Below are 26341 nucleotides of genomic sequence, written 5' to 3'. Positions count from 1 at the left end.
TGTCGGCGCTGCTGTTTCGAAGCTAATTCGGAAAACGCCTGGTCATGATAGTGCATCCCGCGATCATTCTGAGTTCGAAATAGAGAACCTACGCATTTTTGTCCAACTGGCCACCAGATCGCGCTGGGAAATCAGCGATCGAAGAAGCCTTTCGTGGTCCTTCGAGTTCCCCAGGCGTTCACTGCGCAGCCGTACGCCAAGCGCCTGACCGAGCTGCTTGGCGATGTGGTCGAGCCTTCGTCCGTCTACGACGTGCTGGCGCGTTGCGGTTATCGTTGTGATGCCCAGCGAGAGGAGATCGTTGCGTCTGAGGGCATCCTCTGTGATCCTTGCAGATCCGGTATGCTCCTGGTCGCTATCGTACTCGAGGCCGATGTTCGCCTCAGGCCAGTAGAGGTCAACCAGATAGTAGCTTTTTTCCGTCGAGGTTCTCGACGTGCGCGACGCGTCGATGCGGTAGTTCAGGTGAGGAAGCGGGAGGCCATAGCCTCCGAGGCGAGGAGGAAGGCAGAAGGCGATGATGAGCGCCGTTTCCATGGGCGAGCCCGACGCTACGGCGATGAAGCGCAGCGCTTTTCGCGCGGCTCGCGATCCTGGCAGGTAGGGGCCTCGATCGAGGAAGGCCTCTAAAGCGCGTACGGTGGTCGGCGACAGTGTTCTCGCGTAGTGCGCGGTGCCGTCGGGTTGCACCGTGTAGAGCGAGCAGAGCTCGAACCCGAGCTTCACGAGCATAGGGAATGCGAGGCTACGTGCTGCGTGCACGAACGTCAACTCGGGAGACGCAATGAGCATGCCGTTGCCCGCGCGCACGAACGATCCGCTTGGAAGAGGAGTCGTGCAGACATGGCAGACCGCGTTCTCTATAGCCTTGGACGATATCTTGGCCGGCGTGATGACATGAATGGGGCCGGTTGCGAATGCGAGGTCCGTTCCTCTCAACGAGCGGACGGCTGATGCGGTTGGCTTGCTTGCCGCGACTTCGCCAGAATGCGCCGCCCCGAAAGCGAGCGCCTCTCCGTACGTAAGGTTGAGCCGATCGAAGGCGAACATGCTGGCCGTGCGCTCGACCTCGATCGATCCCGCCGGTCGGCGGTGGGCAGGGATGGAGGGTCCGCCGAGCAGGGCGTCGAACCGGCCCGAGCGCCAGCATTCTGCTGCGGTGGTATGCGAGACGAACAAGGTCATGCGGGCATTGTAGCGAGACTGCCCTTTCGATACTGTCGCGAAAGGGCTCTGTTGGTCAGGCGTAATAGAGTGCTTGATTTGCGCTGGAACTGCGCTGGATCCGTGTTCGATCCTCGCGTCTGCCCCCCCCCATTGCGCGGCGAGAGAGCTTCCGTTAATGCGAAAGGCACTGCGCCGCGCAATGGGGGGCAAGAGCGTGACCGAAAGCGCGCCGGGAGGGGAGGGAAGGCGCGCTTTCGGCGGATGCGCCGCAACGGCGCAGGGTGGATGCAGGTGGCGCTACTTGGCGGCCACGGCGCGGCCGACGACGTAGCCTTGGGTGTGGCAGCGTCCGAGGGAGAGGCCGGGCACGGTCATGGGGTAGTCTGGACTGCCGAAGAAGTTCCCGGCGCAGTTGCCGATGGCGTACAGGCCCTCGATGGGCTGGCCGTCGGCGTCGAGAACCTGCATGTCGGCGTTCACGTTCACGCCATGGATGATGGTGGACAGGCCGATGCGGCGATGGATGCCGTAAAACGGCGGCTCGACGATGGGCTTGAGCCATTTCGCCGCTTTGCCCATGTCTTCATCGACGCCCTTTTCGACCAGCTCGTTGTAACGGGCGATCGTTTGCGCGAACGCCTTCACGTCGGATAAGCCCAGCTTCTCGCCCAGTTCTTCGACGGTGTCGGCAGCGTACGTGTTGATGAGGCTCTCGTACACGCCCGTTTTCTCGCCGTCTTCCTCGGGCATGTAGGATTTCATGCCCTCGGGCGGGATGAGCGCGCCCGGCCAGTCGGCGCAGTCGGTCATGTAGTTGCTGTCGAACACCTGCGTGTACCAGCCGGCGTCCTCCTCGCTCTTGAGGAAGTTGCCCATCGTGGCCATCTCCGAGCGCGCTTCGTTGCAGAAGCGCGTGCCGTCGTTTTTCACGCACAGGAACGGCATGTCGGCCATCGAACCGGGACCCGCATCGAAGTCGTGGAGCACTTTCGAGCCGCAGACGTCTTCCATGCGGCCTCCGGCCCACACCATCATCTTCTGGCCGTCGCCGGTCTTGTTCTGCTCCTTGCGATAGATGTTGGCCATCTCAGCCTCGTAGTAGGCCATCATCTCGTCGTCGTTCTCATAGTCGCCTGTGGCCACGATGACGCCCTTGGCGGCGTTGAACTGGATGTAGCCGCCCTCGCCCTCGGCGATGACGCCCGTCACCGCGCCATCGCCATCTTGCACGAGCTGCGCTGCCGGCGTGGAGTAGAAGATCTCGACGCCCTGTTGCTCGGCGTAAGCCGCGATGTCGCGCATGCCGTCGCCGGTGTTGTAGGGCTTCGGGCCGAAGTCGTAGGCGAAGTACGTGATATCGTAGCCGTCGATCTGTTTGATGGCGCTCGTCCATTTGGCGGTGGACTCGACCACCTGCGCGCCCGCCTTCTCGGCGATGTCCCACAGCCACTTCAGTGCCTCGCCGGAGTTGTAGGCCCACAGGCGCACTTGCTCGCGGTCGGAGCGATGGCAGCAGTCCTCGGTGATAAGCGAGACGACGGCCTCGACGCCGGCGGGATCGGTCTCGTCGAGGATGATGGAGTCGCACGTGTTGCCCTGCGAGATGGCCGTCGCCTCCTTCTGCAGCAGCGCCACCTTGGCGCCCGCTTCGAACGCGGCCAGCGCGGCGGGCACGCCTGCAGCTCCTGCGCCTACGATGACAACGTCGAAGTCCTTCGTCTCAGCGATGTCGGTGATGGGCTCGGGCTGTGCGAAGAAGGCGGGCAGCCCGCCCTGCGATCCCGCAGGTGTCGATGTCGTCTGGGCGGCGCCTTGAGGCTGGCAAGCGCTCAGCATGGATGCGCTGGCGGCTCCGAGGGCGGCAACGCCTCCGAATTTGAACAGGTCGCGACGTGAAATAGTGCTCATGATTCCCTCCTCGATCGTCGATTCTCGCACCGCTTTGGGCAGCGGGCTTCCTCACCATAGAAAACGGTCGGATCGCGTGCATCGACCACGGCGAAATTCGATGGTCTAAAAACCGTAACCCCCTCGCATAACCCTTTATTTTTTCTGGATCGGAGAGAAACCGTCTTGAAGGCATCCGTGCACAAAAAACGTTTCGTCTATAATCGCCCCATGGCAAGATGGGGCGAAGGAGAGTTTGTGGGTAGGTTTGACGGGCGAGGGGAAAGCCGGGAGAAGGGCGAGCGGAAGCGCCCGCGGCTGTTCTGCGGCGTGGTTGCGGTTCCGCTGGCGTTTCTGGGGCTGGGCGTGTACCGCGCGTGGATCGAGATCGTGTTCGTGGGCTCGTTTGTGGAATTTCCCGCCATGGCGTTCTCGGGGCGCGACGTGTTCGACCTCACCATGGTGGTGACGGCGGTGGCGTGCACGTTGCTCGCGCGCAGGATAGGCCCCTTCTTCAACAAGCCGCTCGTGTTCGCGGTGTGCGGCGTCGCGCTGACGGCTTCCACCGCGCTCATGTTCGCCTCATGCTGGCTGCCGGGGATCGCGCCTGCCGCGGGGCTTCCCGCCGGCGTGCTGGGAGGCTTCGGCATCGCGCTTCTCATCCTGTTCTGGAGCGAGCTGTACGGGTGCCTGAACCCGCTGCGGGTGGCGCTGTACTATTCCGCCTCCATCGTGGCGGGCGCGCTTCTGCTGTACGTGTACCGAGGGTTCATGCTGCCGTGGCTGTTCGTCATGACGGCGCTGCTGCCGGCGCTCTCGCTCGTGGGCCTGCGCCGCGGGTTCGCGGGCCTTCCCGCTGCGGAGCTGCCGTCCACCTCGTGGACGCGCTTCTCGGTGCCCTGGAAGGCCGTGCTGTTCATGGCCGCGTACGCGTTCGCCTACGGGCTCATGGAGGGCGACCTGTACGCCGGAGCGTTCGGCCCGCATTCCGCGCCCGGGGCGCTTGCGGTGGGTCTGCTCGTGTTTTTGGGCGTGGCCGTGCGCGGCGGGCGGTTCGACTTCGGCATCATCTACCGCGTGGCGCTGCCGCTCATGGTGGTGGCGCTGTTCCTCGTGCCGGCGCTCGGGCACATCCAGGGCACGGCGGCCAGCTTCTGCGTGTCGGCGGGCTACACCGCACAATCCATCCTCATCATGCTCATCATGGCGAACATTTGCTACCGCTACGGCGTGTCGGCCATCTGGCTGTTCGGCATCGAGCGCAGCGTGCGGCAGGTGTCGATGTGGCTCGGCCGCGTCGTGACGGACGGCGCCCAGCGAGCCGACGTGCTGGGCGGCAACGGGGAGATGCTCGTGTCGCTTCTCACGGTGGTCGCCATCGTGGTGGCCACCACGATCCTGTTCTCGGAGCGGGAGCTGTCGAGCCGCTGGGGCGCGAACTTCCTTGCGGGCGGCGTCGACTCGGCGGCGATGATCCGCAAGCAGGAGCTGGCCGATCGCTGCGCTGAGGTGGCGCGCGTGTATAAGCTGTCCACGCGCGAGGAGGAGGTCCTGCTGTTGCTGGCCCAGCGCAAGACGGTGGGCATCATCGAGCGGGAGCTGTTCATCGCGAACGGTACGGCGAAGGCCCATGTGCGGCACATCTACCAGAAGCTCGACATCCACACGCGTCAGGAGCTGTTCGACCTTCTGGGCGTCGAGGCGCGGGACGGCGTGAAAGCCGGGGCCGCCCCGCTCGACGACGCGTTGTAGCCTACAAAATCAGCATGGCGGCGGTCAGCACGATGACGCAGACGATGGCGGTGACCACGATCACCTTCATCACGGCTTTCAGCATGGTGGCGTACTGCACCTTCGCAAGGGCGAGGCCTGCCAGCACGGCGCCGTTCATGGGCGTGATGATGGCCACCAGGCCGTGCGCCGCCACGTAGATCATGACCATGACCTCGGGCGAGAAGCCCAGGCCGTCGGACAGCGGGCCCATGATGGGCATCGCGAGCGTGGCCATGCCCGAGCTCGACGGGATGGCGAACGACAGCACGAAGTAGAACAGGAACGTGGCGGGCGCGAAGATGAAGGCGGGCACGCCGGCCAGGGCGTTTGCGGCGTTCGTGAGGATGAACGTGTCGAGCGCGGTCTCGCTCATGATAACGGCCACGGAGCGGGCGAGCGCGATGACCAGCGCGACGCTCACCATCTCGGCGCAGCCGCCGAGGAACGTGCCCACGATGTCCTTGCCCGACAGGCGCGCGAACAGGCCGATGACGATGGCCATGAGCAAAAACCACGCGGTGGCCTCGTTGAAGTACCACATGCCCAGCGGGGCTCCCGTGAGAAACGCGCTCCATGCGCCGGACGGGTTGTCAACCGAGCCGCCGGCCATGAACAGGTCGATGCCGAAGTTCTGCCACGGCACGAAGCCGACGATCATGATGACGAACGTGAGCGCGAACAGCACGAGCACGATCTTCTGCTTGCCCGACAGCACGGCTGAGAACGACGGGTTCTCCGCGTCCTCCTCCATCTGGCCGTACTCCTTCTCGGCGTCCTCCTGCTCCTGCAGCGACATGAACGTGGAGCCCTTGTCGGCCTTGACCTTCTTGGCGTAGCGCATGACGAAGAAGATGGAGATGGCTTCGGCGATGATGAACAGCACGAGGCCGAAACCGATGATGAGGCCCTGGTCGATGGGGATGCCGAGGTCGGTGAGGGCGGCGGTGGCCACGCCCACGGAGAACGGGTTCACCGTCGAGCCGATGCAGCCCGCGCCGGCGCCCAGCAGTACCACGAGCGCGCCGGTGAGCGTGTCGAAGCCCGCGGCGAACATGGTGGCGGCCAGCAGGATGTAGAACGGCACCGTTTCTTCCATCATGCCGTAGGTGGAGCCGCAGATGCCGAACAGCAGCATGAGGATGGGGATGAGCACGAGCTCGTGGCCCTTGAGCGAGCGGACGAGCGTGGCCACGCCGGCATCGAGCGCGCCGGTCTTGTTGACCATGGCCAGAAAGCCGCCCAGCACGAGCACGAACACGCATACCTGCATGGCGCTCGCGAAGCCGAGCACGGGCGACATGAGCACGTCGGCGAACGTCGCGCCCGTCACCTCGCCGGTGAACATCGACACGATGACGGCCACGACGGCCACCACGATGAGGCACACCACGAGGATGATGAACGAATCGGGGGTGCGGCGCTTCTTCTTGGGTTTCGGTTCTGCCTGGACGGTCTCAGCCATCGATCTCTCCGTTCTCGTGCGCGCGGGCCTCGAGCCAGCGCATAGCTACCGTAGCGGTGAGGGCGGCACCCTCGGCGAACACGCTCTCGTCGAACGTGGTGCGGGCGTTGTGCACGGGGTAGTGCACGCCCTCGTCCTCGGTGCCGGTGCCGAGGAGGAAGTACGTGGTGGGCACGGCCTGGGAGATGGTGCTCATGTCGTCGGAACCGGACATCGGCTTGTCCATGATGCTCACGGGCGCGCCGGTCATGGCCTCGACGTAGTCGATGAGCTCGTCGGTGAGCGCGGGATCGTTGTACACGCTGGGAACGCCGCGCAGGAACTGGATCTCCGCCGAGCCGCCGAACGCCGCGGCGATGCCGTCGCACAGGGCCTCCATGCGCTCCTTCATGCGGGCGCGGGTGTGTTCGGAGATGGTGCGCAGGGTGCCCAGCATGTGGACGTCGCCGGGGATGACGTTGGCCGCCGCACCGCCGTTGATGGCGCCGAACGAGATGACGCACTGCTCGGTGGGGTCCTGTTCGCGGGCGATGAGGTTCTCGAAGGCCAAGTACAGATGACAGGCGATATTGAAGGGGTCGACGGTTTGGTGCGGCTGCGAGCCGTGGCCGCCCTTGCCGTGCACGACGATGTCGATGTCATCGATGGACGAGAACGCGGTGCCGAGCCGCGTGGCCACCTCGCCGCGCTTGAACGTGAGCGGCATGAGATGGATGGCCGCCGCCGCATCGATGCGCGGGTTCTCCAGCACGCCGGCGTTGATCATGGCTTCGTTGCCGCAGATCTCGTCAGGCGCGGTGCCCTCCTCGTCGGGCTGGAACATGAGCTTCACGCAGCCGGCCAGCTCGGCCTCGTGCGCCTTGAGGATGCGCGCCGCGCCCAGCAGCATGGCGGTGTGGCCGTCGTGGCCGCAGGCGTGCATGTAGTCGTTTGCCGAAGCGAAGGGAAGCCCCGTCTCCTCGGCGATGGGCAGGGCGTCCATGTCGGCGCGCAGCATGAAGCAGCGCTCCGACGACGGGTCGCCCACGGTGGCCACGAGGCCGCCCGGCACGATCTCTTCCGGCTCGAGGCCGATCTCCCGCAGACGCTCGGCGACGTACGCCGTCGTTTGCGGGAGATCGAAACCGATTTCGGGATGCTCGTGCAGCCAGCGGCGGTTGGCGATGATTTCGCCTTCCAGTGCTTGCGCCTCTTCCAGGATGGTGGTCATGCAGGATGCCTCCTTCGCTTCGTCGGTCGGAATTCTTCTGGCGAACGAAGAGAAGAATCCCGACCGGTGCGTCCGCGCCCACATCGAGGGCGCCTTACGAGCGGTACAATACGGAGGTGACACGGGTTTGATCGTCACCCTGCTGGCGTTACGGGAGGGTGAACGGTAGGTAATGGACGGTAAACGGTCGAAAATCGGGGGCGAAATGCAGAACGCCATACGAGCGACGAAGCGTGCGGAAACGGACGCGGAGGCGGAAACGGAAGCGGGCGCGCAGGGCGCGGGGCGTCGTCCTGCCGCGGCGCGCGGTCGGCTGATCGACGCGCGCAGCCTCGTGGCCGTGTGCGCGCTGTCGCTGTCGACGTTCGTGCAGAACGGCTACGTGCATCCGCCCTTCAGCGCTTCCAACCCCTGGGCGCTCGTGCTGAGCGGTCTGTTGTACGGTGCCGCGTTCGGGCTGTGGGCGCTCGTCGCGCATCGCGGAAGCGCGCCGCTGTCGGTGCGCGCAGCCACGGTGGGCGCGGTGGGCACGCTCGCGGCGGGGTGCGCGCTCTGGATGCTCGGCGCGTTCGACGGCTACAACCTTGCGGTCACGCTTGCCGGCGCGGCGCTGCTGTCGTGCGGCCGCGCATGGGCGGTCATCGTGGCGGGGCTGTCGCTCGCGCGCCTGCGCCCGCGCGGCGTGCTCGTCACCATGGCCGGCGGGGTGTGCCTGTCCTATGCGGTCTTCCTCGCGTTCGGCCCGCTGCTGGCCTTCGCGCCCGTCATCGCCTACGCGCTGCTGCCCGCCGTGGCGCTTGCGGCGGTTGCCGCCCCCGTCGCGCGGCTGCGCGACGGGCTGTCCGACCGCACGCCCCCGAGCGAGCTGGCCCTCACGAACCCGGGCTCGTTTCCCGGTCCGTTCAACCGACTGTTCGTGTGCATCTTCCTGTTCGAAGTGGCGTTCGGGCTGTCCATCACGTTCGGCACCGGTTCGGGCACGCGGTGGCAGAGCGTTGTGGGCGGCGTGGCTATGCTCGCGCTGGCGGGATGGTGCGCCTTCACGCAGCGGGGCTCGCGCGAGGATGCGCTGTTCCACGTGTCGGGACTGCTCGTGGTGTTCGGCTTCTTCGTCTCGTCGGCCCAGACCGTTGCGCTCGGGTGGGTGGCGTCGGGCGCGCTCACCGTGGGCGCTCAGATGTTCAGCGTGCTCACGTGGGCGACGCTCGCCATCATCGCCGCGCGCAACCCCTCGGGCGGCATCGCGGCGCTCGGACAGGGCTTCTGCGCGTCGAGCTGCGGCGCGACGCTGGGCGTGGCGCTGACGCAGCTGCCGGTGGCCGCCGACGCGACGGGCTCCGATGTGCGCCTGCTGCTCCTGGCGCTCGTGGCCGCCGCGTTCGTGGGGTACGTGTGGATCGTGCTCAAGGACTTCAGCTTCTCGGAAGCCATCCGGGGCGTGAAGCCGGTGGAGGAGGTGGAGGCGCCCGCGGTGCCCGAGGCCGCCATCGAGACGCGGTGCGCGCACCTGGCAGAGGTGCACGGCCTCACCGAGCGCGAGGGCGAGGTGTTCGTGCTGCTGGCGCGCGGGCGCAACGGCGCGTTCATCCAGGAGGAGTGCCGCGTGACGCGCAACACCGCAAAGACGCACATCCGCCATATCTACCAGAAGTTGAACGTGCACACGCAGCAGGAGCTCATCGATCTTGTGGAGAGCGGCCGCGACTATATCGTCTAACGCTTTTCTGTCGATGGCGGCATGCATGACCGCACGCCGCATCGCTGTGGTACGCTACGGCGATCGTTGAACGTATCGAGGAAGGAACCGCCATGCGCCAGGGAAGCGCTCCGAATTTCTGTCCGCCCACCGAGGAGGGCATCACCATCGTGCTCGAGGACGAGACGGGCGAGCAGACCGAGCTCGAGTTTCTCGGCCTCATCCTGCATCGCGATCGCAGCTACGGCTTTTTCTTCCCGATAACGGAAGACGAGCCCGCAGGCTCGTCTGGTGAAGTGGTGTTGCTTGAGGTGATGGAACTCGACGAAGACGGGCAGCCCGCGGCGTTCGAGATCGTCGAAGACGAAGCGGTGGCGGCCGAAGTGTACGACGATTTCCGCACCGCGACGAAGGATCTGTACGACTTCTCCTAGGTCGTACGTCACGTTATCGTCCGAGCGGGTCCCATCCCGTCGGGGGCTTGACCCGCTCGGACTGGGCGATAGCGGCCACGTACATGATCTCGTGGTTGATCGCCTGCTCGAGCCGGCAGACCTCTTCTTCGGTTTCCGCATATTCAAAAATGCGCGCCGCAGCGCGTCTTATAGTCTCCATCAGTTCTTCGTACTCGGTTCCGCTCATGTGCGACCTCCGGTGCCCTTTAGCTGAAGCAATGACTCTCTCGATAATCTCATAGTACAAACCTCTTGTTTTATTGACGGTCTGTAAACTATAGTTTACGTCTTTTCCTCGCGCCCGGGCTAGCCTTTAACCGGCATGCAGAACACTTCACTAAAAACTCAGCTCGGGACAACTATTGCGAGGCTGCGCTCGGAAGCGAACGTGTCGCAAACTTCCTTCGCGCTCATGGTGGGAGTCAGCCGCAAGTACCTCATCGATATCGAAGGCGGAAAGGCAAATCCGACGGTCGACATGCTTGAACGCATCGCGGGTGGCTTGGACACCACGGTCGGTCAATTATTCGAGGGTCTTTGAACGCTTCCGCTACAGCGCGACGGGGTTCCAGCTGCCGTCGATGTCGCACAACCAAGCTTCGGGCTTGCGCACGGTGAAGAACGTGAGCGTCTCATCCTCAGGTCCTTCGTAGCTTTCACCCAAACCGGTCATGTGCTCGTACCCCGCGCGACGCACGTTCTCGTTCGCCCGATCCTCAAGATCAACCTCTCCCCGCATGATAACCCAGCCGCTGCCCGGTTTCCAGGCAGTCAACTCAAACTTCGGATTGATCGTAAGCTCGCGGTATACATCCTTCGTCGTGGCCGTGCAGAACCAGATCTGATCGTCTTGGATGGCGGCGAAGCTGAAGGGGCGCACGTGCGGCTGATCGCCTTCGCACGTTGCCAGGTACCAGGCGGGCACGCTCGTGAGGTAGTCGACGATGGTTTCGTTTCCGTTCATGATGGTTCCTTTCGTAGGACGGTTGGGTGAAATGCGAGCTTAGAAGGGGATGAAGTTCGTGGCGACGGTGCAGGCCAGCATGAGCAGGATCACGAGGGCGCCGTTGCGGTCGAGGCGCGTGAACGCCGGGGGATGCAGGCGCGTGCGCCCGACGCCGCCGTGGTAGCAGCGCGCCTCCATGGCCGACGACAGCGTTTCCGCATGGCGAAACGCGCTGGTGAACAGCGGCACCATGAGGGACGTGAGCATGCGCACCCGGCCTTTCGAGAACGTGGCGCCGCGGCTGATTTGCGCGCGGTACACGGTTTGCAGTTCGAAGGTGAACTGCGGCAGGAAGCGCAGGGCGATGCCCATCATCATGGACAGCTCGTGGGCCGGCACGCCGATGCGGCGCAGCGGCTGCAGCAGGTACTCGAAGGCGTCGGTGATGTCGAGCGTGGGGGTGGTCAGGGTGAGCAGGCTCATGCCGAGCAGAAGCAGCAGCAGACGGCATGCGATGAAGGCCGCCTGCCATAGGCCCGCCTCGCTGATGCGGATGATCCACCACTCGAACAGCACGGTGCCGCCCTGCACGAAGAACACGTTGAGCAGGGCCGTGACCACCACGATGAACGCGAGCGGCGCGATGGACTTGAACGCCGAGCGCAGCGGGATGCCCGCCAGCTTGAAGAAGCCGAGCACGAACGCGGCGCACACCGCGAGCCCCCAGAAGGACTGCCCGACGAACACCACCACCATGAGCGCGAGCGCCAGCAGCAGCTTCGCCCGCGCGTCCATCCGATGCAGCGGGCTCGTGCCCGGCCAGTAGCGCCCGATAACCGCGATGTCAGGCATGGGGAGCCTCCGGGTTTTCCTGCGTCGGCGAGCAACCTGCCTTTCCCTCCTGCGTCGGCGGGCAACCTGCCTTTTCCTCTTGCGTCGGCTGATGACCTGCGGGAGCTTTGGACTGGCGCGACCGACGCGAGGCGTCGTCCCTCGGGTTGACCCCGCGCCCAGGGCGCTGGGAGCCGCCCTCGCTCCCTTCCCTCCACATCCTTGCCACATCCTGCGCGAGCGTCTCCGTATCGTACAGGTTCCGATCAAGCGCCACCCCTTCGGCGCGCAGCTCGGCGGCCAGCTTCTGAGGGGCGGGCACGTCGAGGCCGATGGCGCGCAGCTCGTCGCCGTGGGCGAAGACGTCGGCGGGGGCGCCGAAGGCGAACTGGCGACCCTCGTTGAGCACGAGCACGTGGTCGGACAGGCGGGCGAGGTCGTCCATGCTGTGCGACACCATGGCCACGGTGAGGCCGCCCGCGTGCAACTCGTCGATGAGGTCGAGGAACTCCTCGCGCGCCACGGGGTCGAGGCCGGCCACGGGCTCGTCGAGCACGAGGATGCGCGGCTCCATGGCCAGCACGCCGGCGAACGCCACGCGGCGCTGCTGCCCGCCCGACAGCTCGAAGGGGCTCTTGTCGCCCACCTCGTCGAGGTCGAGCCGCACGCTTTGCAGCGCCGCCGCCACGCGACGGTCCACCTCGTCGGCGGACAGCCCCAGGTTGCGCGGTCCGAACGCCACGTCCTCGCGCACGGTGGCGGCGAACAGCTGGTATTCGGGATACTGGAACACGAGGCCCACCTTGCCGCGGCATGCCTGCGCCACGCGCTTGTCGGCCAGGTCCTGCCCGTCGAGCAGCACGCGGCCGCGCGTGGGGTTCACCAGGCCGTTCATGTGCTGGATGAGCGTGCTCTTTCCGCTGCCCGTGTGGCCGGCGATCCCCAGGAACTCGCCGTCTTCCAGGGTGAAGTCGATGTCGCGCAGCGCCCACACGGCATCGGGGTCGACGCCCCAGGCCGCTTTGCCGTGCTTGAGCGAGGGGGCGTCCTCGATGACGCCGGCTTCGCGGCGCTTCTTGATGCGCGACTTCCGCTTCTCCTGGCGGTTCGGATCGGCGTAGGAATAGCTTACGCCTTGGAAAGCAATCGGCACAGCTCCTCCTTCAACGTGGTCGTCTCGATGTGCATGCTCACGGGCACGCCCCGCTTCTGCAGCTCGAGGGACAGCTCGGCGGCGAAGGGCAGGTCGAGGTTGAGGTGCTCGAGCAGGTCGGCCTGCACGAGCACCTCGTCCGGCGTGCCCTCCGCGGCCACGTGGCCGTCTTCGAGCACGATGACGCGGTCGGCCTGCGCGGCTTCTTCCATGAAGTGCGTGATCATGATGACGGTCATGCCGCGGTCGTGCAGTTCGTGGCATACGCGCATGAGGCCCTTGCGGCCGCGCGGGTCGAGCATGGCCGTGGCCTCGTCCAGGATGAGGATGGAGGGCTCCATGGCCAGCACGCCGGCGATGGCAACGCGCTGCTTCTGCCCGCCCGACAGCGCCGCGGTCTCGCGCTTGTCGAAGCCCTGCAGCCCCACATCGGCCAGGGCGTCGGACACGCGGCGGCGCAGCTCGTCGGTGGGTACGCCCAGGTTCTCGGGGCCGAAGGCCACGTCGTTCTCGATGAGGCTTGCCACCAGCTGGTCGTCGGGGTTCTGAAACACCATGCCGGCGTTGCTGCGGATGAAGTACGTGGATTTCTCGTCGCGCGTATCGTGGTCGAGCACGTGCACGCTGCCCGCGTCGGGCACGAGCAGCGCGTTGATGTGCTTGGCCATGGTCGACTTGCCCGAGCCGTTGCCGCCGAGGATGCACACGAATTCGCCGGGGGCGATGCGCGCATCCACGCCGTCCAGCACGAAGTGCTCGCCGTCGTAGGTGAATCCGGTGTCCTTGAACTCGATCATGCGGTTAGCGTCCCTTCACCTGCTTCTTCTTGGGCGTGATCAAATTGGAGATGCTCTTGTACACGATGAGCGTGAGCACGGCGTTGATGCCGGCTTTGATAAGGTTGAACGGGGTGAGGATGGGCAGGATCATGGCCACGACGGCATCGAAGGGCACGCCCAGCCACATCGGGGTGATGATGAGGTTGCCCACGATGGCCATGATGGTGGCCGCGACGGCGCTCAGCACGAGGCCGACGACGCCGCTCTTGAACGTGCGCTTGCGGCGGTACACGAGCGCTGCGGGCAGGATGAAGCCGGTGACCACGAGGATGTTCATGATGGCGCCCGAGAAGTCGGCCATGAGGATGCCGTGGATGATGGCGCCCACGATGCCCACGGCCAGGCCCGCGCCCGGCCCGAAGGCGAAACCGCACACCATGGCGGGCATGGCGGAGGCGTCGTACTTGAGCCAGGTGACGCCCGGCAGCAGCGGGAACTCCACGAACGACAGCAGCACGCCGATGGCGCACATGAGCGCCATGGTCACGAGCTGACGGGTGTCCCACTTGTTGGTGTTGGTGAAATCGTAGGTGTCGGGCGCGGATGCGCCGGGAGTGTTGCCGCTCATGGCAACCCCTTTCTCTTCGCAGGCCGTGACGTTCGGGTCACGTTTCCCGGCCTAAAGAGAAAACGAGCCCGTATGAATTCCTTCCATACAGGCTTCTTGGGGTCCGCCGACGCCTGCGCACAGCGCGTCGCGCGGATCTCTGCCTCTTCCATCCGGACTATACCGTTGGTTCCGGAATCACACCGGAATCAGCCTGCATCGCTGCGTTGCCGCCTCGCTGCAGGGTCGCGGACTCCCGGCTCTTCGGCGCACGCGCCGATGGCCGGATTACCGCCAGTGAGGAATTGCACCTCGCCCTGAAACAGAATCCATGGGTGGCATTGTAGCCGCAGCGGGGCCGTATGGCAACCGTTATGCGTTTGAAATGCGGACGAATCCGGACAATTGGCGGGGTATACTGGTGCCACCGACGAACGCAAGGGGGAGTCATGGCAAGCAAGGTCGTCAACGAACCGCGCATCAAGAACCCGCTCATCAAGGCCATCCGCGAGCTTTTGGAACATCGCGCGCTATGGTTGTACCTGCTCACCGACGAGGCGGCGAAGGCGGGTGCCGACCCGGCCACGTTCGCGCCGGCCGCGGTCAAGCGCTGCGGGCTGTTCCAAGGCGCGGAGCTCCGGGCCTTGGGCGGCGGGACGAACAGCCTGAAAAGCCTCAAGAAGGGCCTGTTCGGCAAGCCGGCGCAGATGGTGTTCGAAATGGACGTCAAGGATGTGCAGGACGACCGCTTCGAGCTCGAGTTCCACTACTGCCCGCTCGTGAAGGCATGGCAGAAGCAGGGCTGCACCGACGAGGAGATTTCCAACCTGTGCGACTGGGCCATGTGCGGCGACCGCGGCATCGGCGAAGCCTACGGCTGCGACCTCGACCTCCCCAAAACCATCGCCCGCGGCGACGACGTCTGCCACCTCATCTACCACCGCTAACGCGAACAGGGAGGCGAGCGGGTGCGCTATCCCTGAGCGGAGGCGGGCTTCTCGTCTGCGGCGGAGTCGCGCGCGTCTTTCGGCACGAAACGAAACTCGAGTTTGACGTCGAGGGCGAGCTCGAATCGCGCGATCGTTTCCAGCGTCATGTTCGGCTGCGTGTTCAGCAGGTTGGACAGATTCGACTTCGAAACGCCCATGCGGCGCGCGAGCTCGGTTTTGGACAATCCTTTCTCCTGCATGAGTTCCCAGATCATGACGCTGAGATCGAGCGCATGGTCGAACGCGCGGGTTCCGGGCGTCTCGAAGTCCCTCATGAAGTCGCGGTCATCCCTTGTTATCATCATGTCAATCATCCTCTTCCAACAGTTCGACGACGAGACGCTGCTGTCGAACGGCGCTTGCGATGGTGGCGGTCGGAATGGAGCCGGTCCCGCTGTGCCCCTGAAACGGCCGAAGCATCACGATTGCTTCCGTCACGCGAATGTGGGCCATCACGCGCGCCGCTCCGGAAAAGTTCTTGATCTCGTACAGGTCCGGCGAAATGCGGCGCACCCGTTTCGTTTCCGTCGCCCACTTCAGCCCGTTCGTGGTGATTTTCACCACTGTTGCGATGAGTCTCCTCGCTTTCTCTTTGGAGCGGGGGTCGTTCAGCCAGTCGTCCAGAAATGATCGCGTACCGCTTTCATCGGACAGCACGTAGTAGTACATGCCGTTGTCGAGTTTGCGCCGAATAAGCTGTTTTCCTGATCCGCCCGATTGCTTCCAAAGTTCATTTTTAACTGAACTCATGATAACACGCCCCTTTTTCCTCCGCAAGCATGAAGTTTGCACTATAATGCAAAACAGTATAGCGAGAATTGCACGATAGTGCAAAGAGAGGCCAAGCATGAAAGAGAACGGCGTGGTCGATTGGGCGAAGTACGGCGTGCTGTTGAAGGCCGCGCGGCTGGCGAACGGCTACACGCGCGGCAAGGCGCTGTGCGACGCGGTGGAGGAGCGCACGGGCATGCGCGTGTCCGAGCGCACCGTGTACGCTTTGGAGGACGGCAGCAGGGCACCGTCGGCCGATATCTTTCTGGCGCTGCAGCAGGTGCTGCCCGAGCTGCGGGAGCCGGAGTTTATGAAGCCGGTGTTCAGGAGGAACGGCATCGAGGTCATGCTGGTGAGCTTCTAGGTAACCAGTTGTGGACGGGTGACGTTGTTTCGGACGGGGGCGGCGTGGCTGGACTACAATGGATAACCCTATGATTGAAATCCTCAACACCATCGATTCTTTTGTGTGGGGCCCGGCAATGATCGCGTTGCTGTTGGGCTCGCACCTCTTCTTCACGTTCAAAACCGGGTTCATCCAGCGCAAGCTGCCGCAGGCCATCAAGCTGTCGCTGTCGAGCGACCCCGAGGGCAAGGGCGATATCAGCCACTTCGGCGCGCTTGCCACCGCGCTCGCGGCCACCATCGGCACCGGCTCCATCGTGGGCGTGGCCACGGCCATCCTCGCGGGCGGCCCGGGCGCCGTGTTCTGGATGTGGATCACCGGCGTGTTCGGCATCGCCACGAAGTACGCCGAGGTGTACGCGGCCGTGAAGTACCGCGTGCGCGACCATAACGGCGCCATGCTGGGCGGCGCCATGTACATTTGGGAGCGCGCGTTCCGCCGCAACGCCCAAGGCGAGCGCGACCCGCGTCCTGGCGGGCATACCCCCTGGTGGGCGAAGCTCGGCGCCGTGGCGTTCGCCGCATTCGCTGCCGTGGCGGCCATCGGCACCGGGTCGGCCGTGCAGGCCTCGGCCATGTCCGGCATCATCACCTCGAACATCGACGTGCCCGCCTGGGTGGTGGGCCTCGTCATCGTCGTGCTCGTGTCGGTGGTCATCTTCGGCGGCGTGCAGTCCATCTCGAAAGTGTGCGAGAAGCTCGTGCCCGTGATGGCGGTGGCCTACGCCGTGGGGTGCCTCATCATCCTCGCGTTCAACTGGGCGCTCGTCGGCGACGCGTTCGGCCTCATCCTGGAATGCGCCTTCACCTCGAAGGCGGCGTTCGGCGGCGCGGTGGGCTCCGGCATCATGATGGCCCTGCAGTTCGGCTGCGCGCGCGGCCTGTTCTCGAACGAGTCGGGCCTGGGCTCGGCGCCCATCGTGGCCGCCGCCGCTGCCACCCGCAATCCGGCGCAGCAGGCGCTCGTGGCCATGACCGGCACCTTCTGGTCGACGGTGGTCATCTGCGCGCTCACGGGCATCGTGCTCGTGTCCACCATGCTGGCGAACCCCGACATCGCCGCGTCCATCCTCGAGAACCCCACCATCTATTCGGGCGCCATGCTGGCAAGCGAGGCGTTCGCGAAGATCCCCTACATCGGCACGCCCATCCTCGTGCTGGGCATGGTGGCGTTCTCCTACACCACCATCCTCGGGTGGTCCTACTACGGCAACCGCTGCATCACGTACCTGTTCGGCCGCTACGCCATCCGCCCGTACCAGGTGGTGTACGTGGCCGTGGCCTTCCTCGGCGCCATCGGCGTGGGCGACATCGTGTGGACCATCTCGGACATCGGCAACGCGCTCATGGCCATTCCCAACATCATCGTCGTGCTGCTGCTGAGCGGCATGATCGCCCGCGAGACGCGCCACTACGTCTACGACGGCAACCTCGACGAGTTCGACGACACCCCCATCCCCCAGCTCGAGGGAAAGTAGCGCTCGGCCGCGTCGGCGCGGGCACCCGGCCCGCGCCGACGCGCTTGTCACGACGCCGCGCCCCGCTTCGCTTTGCCGCTGCGCATGTGGGTGGTCATGCGCAGCGCCGCGTACGCCGCCATGACGAGCGAGTACACGACGATGCTGAACGTGGCCCTCTGCCCGCTCGACGAGACGGTGGGCAGAAGCACGAGCATGAGGTGCACGTACGTGAGCGCGAAGAAGGCATAGGCCGTCTTCTGCAGCCGCTTCCACGCATCGGCGTCCATCCGCATTTTCACCGCGTTGAACGAGGTGACGGTGAGCGCGGCAAGCAACACGATGAGCAGGCTCGACACCACGAACGAGGCGATCATGCCCGCGGACATCCCCACGAAGCCGGACAGGATGTCGGCCAGATAGGCCCCCAGGTAGTTCGCCACGTGCCCGATGGTGAGGATGGCGGCGATGATGGACAGCTCGCCGCGGATGGGCATGAGGGCCCGCTGCGCCTTCGACCCCTCGGGCAGCGCCCCGATGAACATGACGACGGCGAACAGGGCGAATCCCAGCAAGCAGCGGGTGAGATAGGGGTAGACCGCCACCGCCACCTCGCGCGACACGCCGAACAGCACCTGCGACAGGAACAGCACGTCCATCGCGATGGCCACGATGTAGAACGACACCGCGTAGCGCTTGATCTGCTTCCTCAGCGCGAAGGCGAACAGCACGCTGAGGGCGAGGGCAATGAGCACTTCCATGGGACAACTTCCTCTCTCGCGGCTAGCGAACCGTCCATCCGGCGGGAACCTCGGCGTCGCTGTGGCACTGCGCGCACTGCATGACCGACGCCGTGTGCGACTTGTGGCAGGTGCCGCAGGCCAGCTCCTCGTGGTAGGCGCTGTGCGGGTTGTACGCCTGCTGCCCGGTGATCTGCGCCAGGCTGTCCTGCCCGATGGCGTGGCACGACCCGTTCATGCAAAACGCGTTGTCGAAGCTGCGCTGCTCGAGCGGCAGCGCGTAGCCGCCCGCCACCCACGACACGCCCTCGGCCAGCTGCTCGCTCAGCGTGGGCACGTGGCAGTCGAGACAGGTGACGTCGGCCACGCGGTGGGCGGTGGCAAGCAGCGTCGGGTCGTCGGCGTAGTAGTCCTCCACGTACGGGTCCATGGGCGTGTGGCAGATGGCGTTGCAGAAGCTGGGCTGCTCGTGCCATACCCAGAAGCCGGTGCCGGCCGCCACGAGAACCACCGCCGCAACGCCGAGCGCGATGAGCCCCTTGTTCCTCTTCTTCCGATCTTCCATGGTTCCTCCTCGCGCTCCCCGTCGGCGCGTCGCCGCGCCGACGGGGAGCAATCGTTCGCTGACTCAGCTCTTGTCCTGGCCGACGAGGCGTCCCTTGCCGGTGGGCTCGACCTCGCACAGGCCGCATCGGAAGGGCGGGAACCCGGTGATGGGGTCGAAGTCGCGCGTGGTGAGCAGGTTGACGTTGGCCTGATGCCAGCCGTGGAAGATGTCCACCATGCCCGCATGCACGAGGTTCGTCACCTCGGCCTTCATCTCGATCTCGTTCTGGTGGTTGAACACGCGCACCACGTCGCCGTTGCCGATGGAGCGGTCGCGGGCGTCCTGCGGGTGCAGGCGCACCACCGGTTCGGGCATGAACTGGTTGAGCCAGGGAATCTCGCGCAGCTTGGAATGCGTGTAGAAGGGCAGGCGCGACCCCGCGTTCAGCACGAGCGGGTACTGCTTGTCCTGCTCGCTCGGCGCGTAGGGGGTGTGGACGGGCTCCTCGTACACGGGCAGCCCTTCGTAGCCGAAGCCCTTGAGCATCTCGGAGTCGAATTCGAGCTTGCCGGAAGGCGTGTTGAAGCCCGGCTCCCCGTCCTTGCGCAGCTTGCCGCTGGCGTGCTTGCCCTCCTCGTTCTTGCTGCCCGGAATCTCAAGGCCTTCGGGGTTCGCGCGCAGGTCGTCGAGGGTGACGTCGAGCCCGGCCGTCTTCAGCACGTTGTCGAGGGCCGCCTCCACGCTGCCGCCGAAGCACTCCTCCTCGAAGCCCAGCTTGCAGCCCAATTCCAGCATGATCTGCCAGTCTTCGCGCGCCTGACCCGCCGGCGCTACGCACGGCTCGCGGAAGAAGATCGTGCGGCCGTAGGCGGCGAAGGGGGCCATGCGCTCGTGGCACATGGCGGCGGGCAGCAGGATGTCCACGTAGTCGTGGGTCCAGGGGCGCTCGTAGTAATCGACGGCGGCCACGAATTCCAGCTTGCCGAGGGCTTCCTGGTAGCGGTTCGACTCGGGCCAGATCATGACGTTGCTGGCCACGAGGATAGCCGCCTTGATCTTGCCCTCGTCGATGTACTCGGGCAGCCTGGCCGTTTGGAAGTGCTTGGTGAACGACACCCAGGCGGGGAAGTCGTCCTTGTCGACGCGCTTCTCTTCGAAGTGCTGCTCGGTGTAGAGGTCTTCGGCGCGGAACTTAGCCGACGAGCCGCTCACGTCGAGCGGCAGGCCGCCGGAGGCGAACATGACGCCGCCCTTCTTCTCGATCATGCCCATGAGGGCGGGGATCATGAACACGGCGCGCAGCGCGTGCCCCACGTTCGAGGAGTGGGCGAGCCCCGCCGAGCTGGTGACGAGCGTGCTGGGCGCGTTGTCGGCCAGCAGGTGCACGGCTTCCTCGAGTTTCGCGGCGGGCACCCAGGTGATGTCCTCCACCTTCTCGGGCGGGTACTGGGCGGCGAGGTCGGCGAGGCCCTCGTAGCCGTGCGTCCATTCGTCCACGAACTGCTTGTCCACGAGGCCGTCGCGGATGAGGATGTTGATGAACCCGAGCGCGAGCGCGCCGTCCGACCCGGGGCGCAGCTGCAGATGGATGTCGGCGAGCCCCATGACGGTGGGCGTGATGCGCGGGTCGACGATGACGAACTTGCAGCCGCGCTCCTTCTGGTCCATGAACTTCGCGTGGCGGTTCGGCTGCGACCAGGCCGCGTTGAGGCTCCAGATCATGCAGCTGCCGGTGTCGTCGGTGGGGTCGGAGCCCGACGAGCTCTGCCCGCGGCCGTACACGAGCTGCGAGGTGATGTTCGTGGCCGTGGAGCACAGCGAGCTCTCGAGGCCGTACGTGGAGCTGCCGAACAGGGTGGCCACGCGCTGGATGGGCGGGCGCGGCTCCTTCGGGTCGCCGCAGTAGAACATCACGGCGTCGGGGCCGTCGGCATCCTTGACGCGGTTGAACTCGCTCACGATGGTGTCGTAGGCTTCGTCCCAGGTGATGGGCTCCCACTGCGAGGCGCCCGTGCCCTTCGGGTTCGTGCGGCGCAGCGGCGTTTGCAGGCGCTTCGGGTCGTACAGCTCCTGGATGCTGGCCAGGCCCTTGGCGCACAGCGGCGTGGTGGGGTGGGGCGTGCGCGATTCGACGCGCACGATCTTGCCGTCCTGCACGTAGGCCGTCATGCCGCATTTGGGCACCTGGTTGCACATGTCGCAGTACGTGTAGCGCTTCTCGAGCGGGGCGTCGGGGTCGACCGTGCCCTCGGCGTGCGCGATGTCGAAGCCGAACGCGGTGCCGAGCGCCGTGCCGGCGGCGAGGGCGGCCCCTCCCTTCACGAACGAGCGGCGGCTGAAAGCGGCGGATGCCGCGGGTGCGATGGTGGTGGTCATGATGCGCGCCTCCCCTTAGTCGTTCTTCGTGTCGTCGGCTTTGGCCTGCGCCTTCGCCTTGGTCTTCGACTTCTTCACCCCGACGCCCACGCCCACGCCGACGGCCGCAACGGCCGCCACGCCCACGGTGGCAACCACGGGATCGATGCCGGGCGCCGCTTTCGAGCTCTCGGCGTACGCGCCGCCCGCGGCGGTGGGCAGCAGCTGCTCGTCCATGCCGTTCATGGGCACGTAGTAGAACGACGTCTCGTCGACGCGGAGGGCGTCGCCGCGCGCGATGCGCTTGCTCACGTCGCTTTCAGGGTCGTCGAGGTCCCCGAAGAAGCGCGCGTGCGCCGGGCAGTTGAGCACGCAGGCGACGGGCAGCCCCTCCTCGGCGCGCTCGCGGCAGAAGATGCACTTCTCCACCACGCGCGCACGCTGCGTGCCGTAGGCCTCGTAGGGCGCTTGCGCGTACTCCCCGAAGTAGTTGCCCTTGCCCTCGTTGAGCACGCGGGCGCCGTAGGGGCAGGCCGACATGCAGTACCCGCAGGCGATGCACGCGTCGTACTCGACCACCACCACGCCGTCGTCGAGCTTCTGGCTGGCGCCGGTGGGGCAGACGGCCACGCACTCGGGGTTGTCGCAGTGCATGCACGCGTGCGGCAGGTAGGCGCGCCCTGCCTCGCCGGCCTCCTCACCCCATTCCACGGCGTCGAGCTTCACCCAGGACACGCCCGGGCTCTGGTTGTTCTGCAACTGGCAGGCCACGACGCATGCCCCGCATCCCGCGCAGCGCTTGAGGTCGATGAGCATTCCCCATGTCGTCATGCTTGACTCCTCTCCTCGCATTCCCCGTGCCCCGCACTCCCGTTGCGGCGCGAGGCGTTGGGGATACTCTCGCAAACTGCGGGGCTTCGGGGTATCGGAAGCGGTGGGTGAGCGTGCGAAACCGCATCGGTTCCGTTATATGATCTTTCGTTTCCCCAGGTGGCGGTACGTTGTTCGCACGCATGCCCATGGGGTAGAATGGAGCGTGGAAGATCGTAGGGGATACGAGGGGGCTTCCATGGGGAATCGCGCTGCTTTGAAAGACGCTTGGTCGAACGCGGTCACGCGGGCCAACGTGACGCTTGCCGTGGGCTTCGGCTGCGCCGTGTCGATCTCGCCGACGCTGCTTGCGGCGGCCACGCCGGACAACGTGATGAGCGCGCTCGTGAGCAAGCCGCCGCACGGCGCCTGCATGCCGTCGCTCGTGGCGGCCGCGCTGGCGTGCTTCGTGCTGTTCCTGGGCGGCCGGCGCCTGTTCCCGCTGCTCGAGCGCACGGTGAAGCCGCTCGCGCTCGGCGTGGCCATGGCGCTCATGGGCGCGGTGCTCGTGCTGCCGCTCGTCACGCAGAACTCCGTGACGGTGACGGGCAACGTGGTCATCGCGGTGTCGGGCGCACTCACCGTGCTGCTCTACCTGTTCTGGATGCAGGTGTTCGGCCGGCTGTCGGTGCAGAGCATGTTCCTCACGCTGTTCCTGTCGCAAGTGCTGACCTGCGCCATCAACGCCATCGTCTCGATAGCGAACATCTACACGGTCATCGCGACGTCCATCGCGCTGCCGCTCGTGTCCACCATCTGCCTGCGCGTCGGGCAGCGCGAGCAGGCGGGGGAGCAGCCGCCGCGCACGGCGTCCGTTCCGCGGGAGGGCCGTGGCACGTCGGCGCGCATGCTCGTGAAGCTGGGGGTCATCGTGTTCGCCTGGGGCGTGATCGACCACCTGTTCCGCAGCGAGTTCGACGCGTTCATGCGCACCCAGCTCATCAGCTCGCCCTTCGCGGTGGCCTACCACGCGGCGGCGTTCGTGGTCGTGGTGGCGGCCGTCGCGTTTGTCTACGCGCTGCTGGCGTACCGCGAGCGCTTCCAGTTCGGGCACCTGTACCGCACGATCTTCCTCATGGGGCTTGCCAGCATCCTGCTGCTGCCCATCGTGCTGGCGGGCGAGGCCGCCATCGCGGGCTACACGTGCAGCGTGATCATGTACCAGCTCGTGTTCCTGCTCATCTGGGTGATTGCCGCGTCGGTGTTCCGCGACCGCTCGTCGTACGCCCCCGGCTTCTTCGGGTTCGTGTACGGTTCCTGGTCGCTCGGCTCGCTCGGCGGCGCGCTGTTCAGCTCGGTGTTCGTGCAGCACCTCACCATGGACAACGTGCACCTCATCGTGTTCGCGGCCGTGCTCGCGGTGGCGGTGGGCTACGCGGCGGTGTTCACCGAGGCCGATGCGAACGCGCTCGTGCAAATCGTGCCGTTCAAGCACAAGACGCCCTTCAAGGCGAAGTGCCAGGCGGTGGCGCGGGCCTACCAGCTCTCGCCACGCGAGACGGAAATCGCCATGCTCATCGCGCAGGGGCGCGATTCGGCGCACATCGAGAACAAGCTGTTCCTGTCGCGCAGCACCGTGCAGACGCACCGCATGCACCTCTACCAGAAGCTCGATATCCACAACCGCCAGGAGCTGCTCGACATCATCGAGCAGACCGACGGCGCGGAGGCGGCCGGGTAGCTACGCGTCCTCGCCGTCGGGCTCGAAGCGGTAGCCGATGCCCCAGACGGTTTGGATGATGCGGGGGTCGGACGCGTCGTCCTCCACCTTCTCGCGCAGCTTCTTGATGAACACGGTGATGCTGGACGTCTCGCCGACGAACTCCTTGCCCCAGGCGGCTTCCACGAGCTGCTCCTTCGACAGCACGAGGCCGGAGCTCGAGGCCAGGGCGAAGAATATCTTGAACTCCTTGGGCGTGAGTGCCAAGCGCTCGCCGTCCTTCGTGACGCGGAACTGTCCCTGGTCGAGCACGAAGCGCCCCGCGCGCAGGATGCCCTCGCGCGGCGCAGGCGGGGCGGCCGCCATCTGCGCGCGGCGCAGGTGCGCCTCGATGTGCATGAGCAGCTCACGCGGGTCGAACGGCTTCACCATGTAATCGTCGCCGCCGGCTTGGAAGCCCACGCCCTTGTCCACGATGTCGCCCTTCGCCGACAGGAAGATGATGGGGCAGGTGATGCCGCGCTCGCGCATGCGGCGGCAGGTGGTGAAGCCGTCCATCTTCGGCATCATCACGTCCATGATGATGAGGTCGGGCTGCTCGCGCTCGACGGCGGCCAGGCCCTCGTAGCCGTCCGCGGCGTGCGCGAACGCGTAGCCGGCGTCCTCCGCCATGCTCTGCACGAGCCGCGCGATGCTGCTCTCGTCATCGACCAGCAGGATCTTCTTCATCGTATTCCTCCGTATCGACGGGAACGTAGGGGATGCGCACGGTGAACGTGCTGCCGTGCTTGCGCGCCGACACCACCGATACGGTGCCCCCGTGCAGCTCGGTGAGCTCCTTGACCACGGCCAGCCCCAGGCCGGTGCCGCGGTAGCGGCGGTTGGGCGATTGCCCGGCCTGCTGGTAGCGCTCGAAGATGCCCTCCTGGTCGGCGGCCTCGATGCCGATGCCGTCGTCGGCCACGGCCAGGACGACGGCCGCGCCGTCGAACGTGACGCGCACGTCCACGGTGCCGCCGACATGGGTGTACTTGATGGCGTTGTCCACGAGGTTCTCCACGATGCGCCGCAGCTTCTCCCAGTCGGCCATGGACAGGGGCACGTCGGGGGCGGTCTTCGCCGTGAGGGCGATGCCCTTGTTCTTCGCCACGGGCTCGAGCGACTTCTTGATGAAGCCCACGAGATCGACGAAATCGACGGGCTCCACCACCAGCTCGTTCTTGTGCGCCTCGGCCTTCGAGATGGTGAGGATATTGTTCACCATGTTGAGCAGCAGCGTGGCGTTCGCCTCGATCTCCTCCACGGCGCTGCGCGTCTTGTCGTCGAGCGAGTCGGTGCCGCGCAGGATGCGCGCGAACGCCAGGATCGACGTGAGCGGCGTGCGCAGCTCGTGGCTCATGATGGCGAAGAACTCGTTTTTGTACGCCGTCTCCTCGCTCAGGCGGTCGAGCGCGCGCTTGAGCTCGGCTTTCTGGTAGAGCAGCAGGTCGTTGAGCGCCGAGAGCTTGTCGGTTTGGCTGCGCACCTCGCTTTCGAGATCGGTGTAGAGCCGCTCGAGCTGCCGCGCCATCTTGTCGAAGTCGTCGGCGAACTCGGTGATCTCGTCGGGGCCGCCCACGGCGTTCGTCTCGAGGCGATAGGAGAAGTCGCCTTCGCCCACCTGCTTGGCCGCGCGGCCGAGCGCGTCGAGCGGGTGCAGCACGAGCTTGCTCACGGCGAAGTAGATGCCGACGCAGGCCAGCACGAGCACGAGCAGCACCATGAACACCTGCTGCAGCACGCTCGTGCGCATGCCGTCCGCGTAGATGTCCATGGGCTCGGTGATGGACACGGCGCCGCCGATGTCGCCCACCTGCATGCCCTCCTTCTCGTAGCCGAACTGGTCGAGCTCGCCCGCCGGGTCGCCGTGGCACTCGAGGCACGTCTCGGTGACGTAGAGCGGCTCGGTGTAGCGGAACACGCGTCGGCCGTCGGCGTCGTATTCCACGTCGTAGTACGCTTCGAGCGCGGTATCGGCGGCGAAGGCGTCGAAGGCCCGCTGCTCGAACGCGTCGGGCGCGTTGGCAAGCTGGCGCGGGGTGGGGCTCGTGTAGTTGATCTTGTAGTCGGTGTTCATGGTGAACAGCGTGCTCACCGACTTGGCGGTGACCACGCACACGAGCGCCTTCGTGCGGAACGCGCCGTCGTCGGTGCGGTTGATGACGTTTTGGTTGATGTCGATGAAGTCCCACATGGCGTGCATCTCGTCAGCCAGCACTTCGGCCTTCTCGCGCGCCTCGTTCTCGGCCTGCTGCTGTTGCAGCTGCACGTTCCACAGCGCGTCGACCGCCATGAGCGCGACGATGAACGCGCCGATGAACACGGCGAACTTGAAACGTATCCCACGTTTGAACGTCATGGCGACTCCCCCTTGCACCCCTGAGCGTCGATTATCCGACAAACGGGCCGAGGTGGGAACGGGAAGCGCGGGATGATAATACTTTTTTAATATTTGTAGGACTTTCTTAATCGAAAGTTCCGCTTCAGAATATTGAACCGGGGGACGCTCGTGAGGAGAATACGGGGTGCGGCGGAACGGGGG

26 protein-coding genes and 1 riboswitch are annotated in these 26341 nt (G+C 65.6%); of the genes, 8 read left to right on the top strand and 18 right to left on the bottom strand.

What is annotated here, in order from left to right; genetic code table 11:
• Nucleotides 1-63: 63 nt before the first annotated feature.
• Nucleotides 64-1185: a putative endonuclease domain-containing protein gene (locus tag C1876_RS06405; protein WP_114545885.1), complete on the bottom strand. Its 1122-nt coding sequence runs from the start codon at nt 1183-1185 to the stop codon at nt 64-66.
• Nucleotides 1186-1464: 279 nt separating this feature from the next.
• Complete coding sequence (locus tag C1876_RS06400) at nt 1465-3075, bottom strand: FAD-binding protein (RefSeq protein WP_114545884.1); 1611 nt, start codon at nt 3073-3075, stop codon at nt 1465-1467.
• Nucleotides 3076-3312: 237 nt separating this feature from the next.
• Between C1876_RS06400 and C1876_RS06395 the strand changes: the two genes are divergently transcribed.
• Nucleotides 3313-4806, top strand: coding sequence for a helix-turn-helix transcriptional regulator (locus C1876_RS06395; protein ID WP_227113523.1), 1494 nt, complete (start codon nt 3313-3315; stop codon nt 4804-4806).
• 1 nt (nt 4807) lies between these two features.
• Here C1876_RS06395 and C1876_RS06390 read toward each other — a convergent pair whose 3' ends face one another.
• Both C1876_RS06390 and C1876_RS06385 read right to left on the bottom strand, forming a co-directional pair.
• Nucleotides 4808-6289, bottom strand: coding sequence for a YfcC family protein (locus C1876_RS06390; protein WP_114545882.1), 1482 nt, complete (start codon nt 6287-6289; stop codon nt 4808-4810).
• Entirely contained in the window at nt 6282-7499 is a 1218-nt protein-coding gene (locus C1876_RS06385) for a M20 metallopeptidase family protein (protein ID WP_114545881.1), read from the bottom strand. The genes C1876_RS06390 and C1876_RS06385 overlap by 8 nt, the downstream gene beginning before the upstream one ends.
• Before the next feature lie 172 nt (nt 7500-7671).
• Between C1876_RS06385 and C1876_RS06380 the strand changes: the two genes are divergently transcribed.
• On the top strand, nt 7672-9216 hold the full coding sequence (locus C1876_RS06380; RefSeq protein ID WP_114545880.1) for a LuxR family transcriptional regulator: 1545 nt from the start codon (nt 7672-7674) through the stop codon (nt 9214-9216).
• Between the two features lie 92 nt (nt 9217-9308).
• The gene (locus C1876_RS06375; RefSeq protein ID WP_114545879.1) at nt 9309-9629 is read left to right on the top strand and encodes a DUF1292 domain-containing protein; all 321 of its coding nucleotides are present in this window, start codon (nt 9309-9311) and stop codon (nt 9627-9629) included.
• Nucleotides 9630-9642: 13 nt separating this feature from the next.
• Here the strand turns inward: C1876_RS06375 and C1876_RS06370 are convergent, their stop codons facing one another.
• On the bottom strand, nt 9643-9837 hold the full coding sequence (locus C1876_RS06370; protein WP_114545911.1) for a hypothetical protein: 195 nt from the start codon (nt 9835-9837) through the stop codon (nt 9643-9645).
• 135 nt (nt 9838-9972) lie between these two features.
• Between C1876_RS06370 and C1876_RS06365 the strand changes: the two genes are divergently transcribed.
• Nucleotides 9973-10191: a helix-turn-helix domain-containing protein gene (locus tag C1876_RS06365; RefSeq protein ID WP_114545878.1), complete on the top strand. Its 219-nt coding sequence runs from the start codon at nt 9973-9975 to the stop codon at nt 10189-10191.
• A gap of 9 nt (nt 10192-10200) precedes the next feature.
• On the opposite strand, the gene C1876_RS06360 is transcribed toward C1876_RS06365, so the two are convergent.
• Genes C1876_RS06360 through C1876_RS06340 form a run of 5 tightly spaced genes read right to left on the bottom strand, consistent with a single transcriptional unit; the run spans nt 10201 to nt 13987 of the window.
• Entirely contained in the window at nt 10201-10614 is a 414-nt protein-coding gene (locus C1876_RS06360; protein WP_114545877.1) for a pyridoxamine 5'-phosphate oxidase family protein, read from the bottom strand.
• Nucleotides 10615-10653: 39 nt separating this feature from the next.
• Nucleotides 10654-11448, bottom strand: coding sequence for an energy-coupling factor transporter transmembrane component T family protein (locus C1876_RS06355; RefSeq protein WP_114545876.1), 795 nt, complete (start codon nt 11446-11448; stop codon nt 10654-10656).
• A complete protein-coding gene (locus tag C1876_RS06350) occupies nt 11441-12580 on the bottom strand; it encodes an energy-coupling factor transporter ATPase (protein ID WP_244910063.1) in 1140 nt (379 codons plus the stop codon). Before C1876_RS06350 ends, C1876_RS06355 begins: the two co-directional genes overlap by 8 nt.
• The gene (locus tag C1876_RS06345; RefSeq protein ID WP_114545875.1) at nt 12556-13377 is read right to left on the bottom strand and encodes an energy-coupling factor transporter ATPase; all 822 of its coding nucleotides are present in this window, start codon (nt 13375-13377) and stop codon (nt 12556-12558) included. The genes C1876_RS06350 and C1876_RS06345 overlap by 25 nt, the downstream gene beginning before the upstream one ends.
• Nucleotides 13378-13381: 4 nt before the next feature.
• Nucleotides 13382-13987 carry an ECF transporter S component gene (locus tag C1876_RS06340; protein WP_114545874.1) on the bottom strand — a complete coding sequence of 202 codons (606 nt, stop codon included), beginning with the start codon at nt 13985-13987 and terminating at the stop codon, nt 13382-13384.
• Nucleotides 13988-14123: 136 nt separating this feature from the next.
• Nucleotides 14124-14295, bottom strand: a riboswitch (FMN riboswitch).
• Between the two features lie 120 nt (nt 14296-14415).
• On the opposite strand from C1876_RS06340, the gene C1876_RS06335 reads away from it, so the two are divergent.
• The gene (locus tag C1876_RS06335; RefSeq protein ID WP_114545873.1) at nt 14416-14913 is read left to right on the top strand and encodes an L-2-amino-thiazoline-4-carboxylic acid hydrolase; all 498 of its coding nucleotides are present in this window, start codon (nt 14416-14418) and stop codon (nt 14911-14913) included.
• Nucleotides 14914-14939: 26 nt separating this feature from the next.
• On the opposite strand, the gene C1876_RS06330 is transcribed toward C1876_RS06335, so the two are convergent.
• On the bottom strand, nt 14940-15260 hold the full coding sequence (locus C1876_RS06330) for a helix-turn-helix transcriptional regulator (protein WP_158544634.1): 321 nt from the start codon (nt 15258-15260) through the stop codon (nt 14940-14942).
• A gap of 1 nt (nt 15261) precedes the next feature.
• A complete protein-coding gene (locus tag C1876_RS06325; RefSeq protein WP_148044541.1) occupies nt 15262-15705 on the bottom strand; it encodes a hypothetical protein in 444 nt (147 codons plus the stop codon).
• Nucleotides 15706-15802: 97 nt separating this feature from the next.
• Between C1876_RS06325 and C1876_RS06320 the strand changes: the two genes are divergently transcribed.
• Together C1876_RS06320 and C1876_RS06315 are read left to right on the top strand one after the other, a co-directional pair.
• Nucleotides 15803-16090, top strand: coding sequence for a helix-turn-helix domain-containing protein (locus C1876_RS06320; protein ID WP_114545870.1), 288 nt, complete (start codon nt 15803-15805; stop codon nt 16088-16090).
• Nucleotides 16091-16160: 70 nt separating this feature from the next.
• The gene (locus C1876_RS06315) at nt 16161-17609 is read left to right on the top strand and encodes an alanine/glycine:cation symporter family protein (RefSeq protein WP_114545869.1); all 1449 of its coding nucleotides are present in this window, start codon (nt 16161-16163) and stop codon (nt 17607-17609) included.
• Nucleotides 17610-17656: 47 nt separating this feature from the next.
• Here the strand turns inward: C1876_RS06315 and C1876_RS06310 are convergent, their stop codons facing one another.
• The 4 genes from C1876_RS06310 to C1876_RS06295 all read right to left on the bottom strand — a co-directional run bounded on the left by C1876_RS06310 (nt 17657) and on the right by C1876_RS06295 (nt 22061).
• Entirely contained in the window at nt 17657-18349 is a 693-nt protein-coding gene (locus tag C1876_RS06310; protein WP_114545868.1) for a hypothetical protein, read from the bottom strand.
• A gap of 22 nt (nt 18350-18371) precedes the next feature.
• Nucleotides 18372-18893: a cytochrome c3 family protein gene (locus tag C1876_RS06305; protein ID WP_114545867.1), complete on the bottom strand. Its 522-nt coding sequence runs from the start codon at nt 18891-18893 to the stop codon at nt 18372-18374.
• Nucleotides 18894-18956: 63 nt separating this feature from the next.
• Nucleotides 18957-21251 carry a molybdopterin-containing oxidoreductase family protein gene (locus C1876_RS06300; RefSeq protein ID WP_114545866.1) on the bottom strand — a complete coding sequence of 765 codons (2295 nt, stop codon included), beginning with the start codon at nt 21249-21251 and terminating at the stop codon, nt 18957-18959.
• A 15-nt stretch (nt 21252-21266) separates the two neighbouring features.
• Nucleotides 21267-22061: a 4Fe-4S dicluster domain-containing protein gene (locus C1876_RS06295; RefSeq protein ID WP_114545865.1), complete on the bottom strand. Its 795-nt coding sequence runs from the start codon at nt 22059-22061 to the stop codon at nt 21267-21269.
• A gap of 238 nt (nt 22062-22299) precedes the next feature.
• Here C1876_RS06295 and C1876_RS06290 point away from each other — a divergent pair, with 238 nt between their 5' ends.
• Nucleotides 22300-23781: a helix-turn-helix transcriptional regulator gene (locus C1876_RS06290; protein ID WP_114545864.1), complete on the top strand. Its 1482-nt coding sequence runs from the start codon at nt 22300-22302 to the stop codon at nt 23779-23781.
• On the opposite strand, the gene C1876_RS06285 is transcribed toward C1876_RS06290, so the two are convergent.
• Both C1876_RS06285 and C1876_RS06280 read right to left on the bottom strand, forming a co-directional pair.
• Nucleotides 23782-24489 carry a response regulator transcription factor gene (locus tag C1876_RS06285; protein WP_114545863.1) on the bottom strand — a complete coding sequence of 236 codons (708 nt, stop codon included), beginning with the start codon at nt 24487-24489 and terminating at the stop codon, nt 23782-23784.
• Complete coding sequence (locus tag C1876_RS06280) at nt 24464-26158, bottom strand: ATP-binding protein (RefSeq protein ID WP_114545862.1); 1695 nt, start codon at nt 26156-26158, stop codon at nt 24464-24466. The genes C1876_RS06285 and C1876_RS06280 overlap by 26 nt, the downstream gene beginning before the upstream one ends.
• Between the last annotated feature and the right edge of the window lie 183 nt (nt 26159-26341).

This window comes from Eggerthella sinensis, assembly GCF_003339815.1.
GTDB classification, from domain to species: domain Bacteria; phylum Actinomycetota; class Coriobacteriia; order Coriobacteriales; family Eggerthellaceae; genus Eggerthella; species Eggerthella sinensis.
Note: the sequence above shows the minus strand (reverse complement) of the source record. Positions and strands in the feature narration are given on the sequence as shown.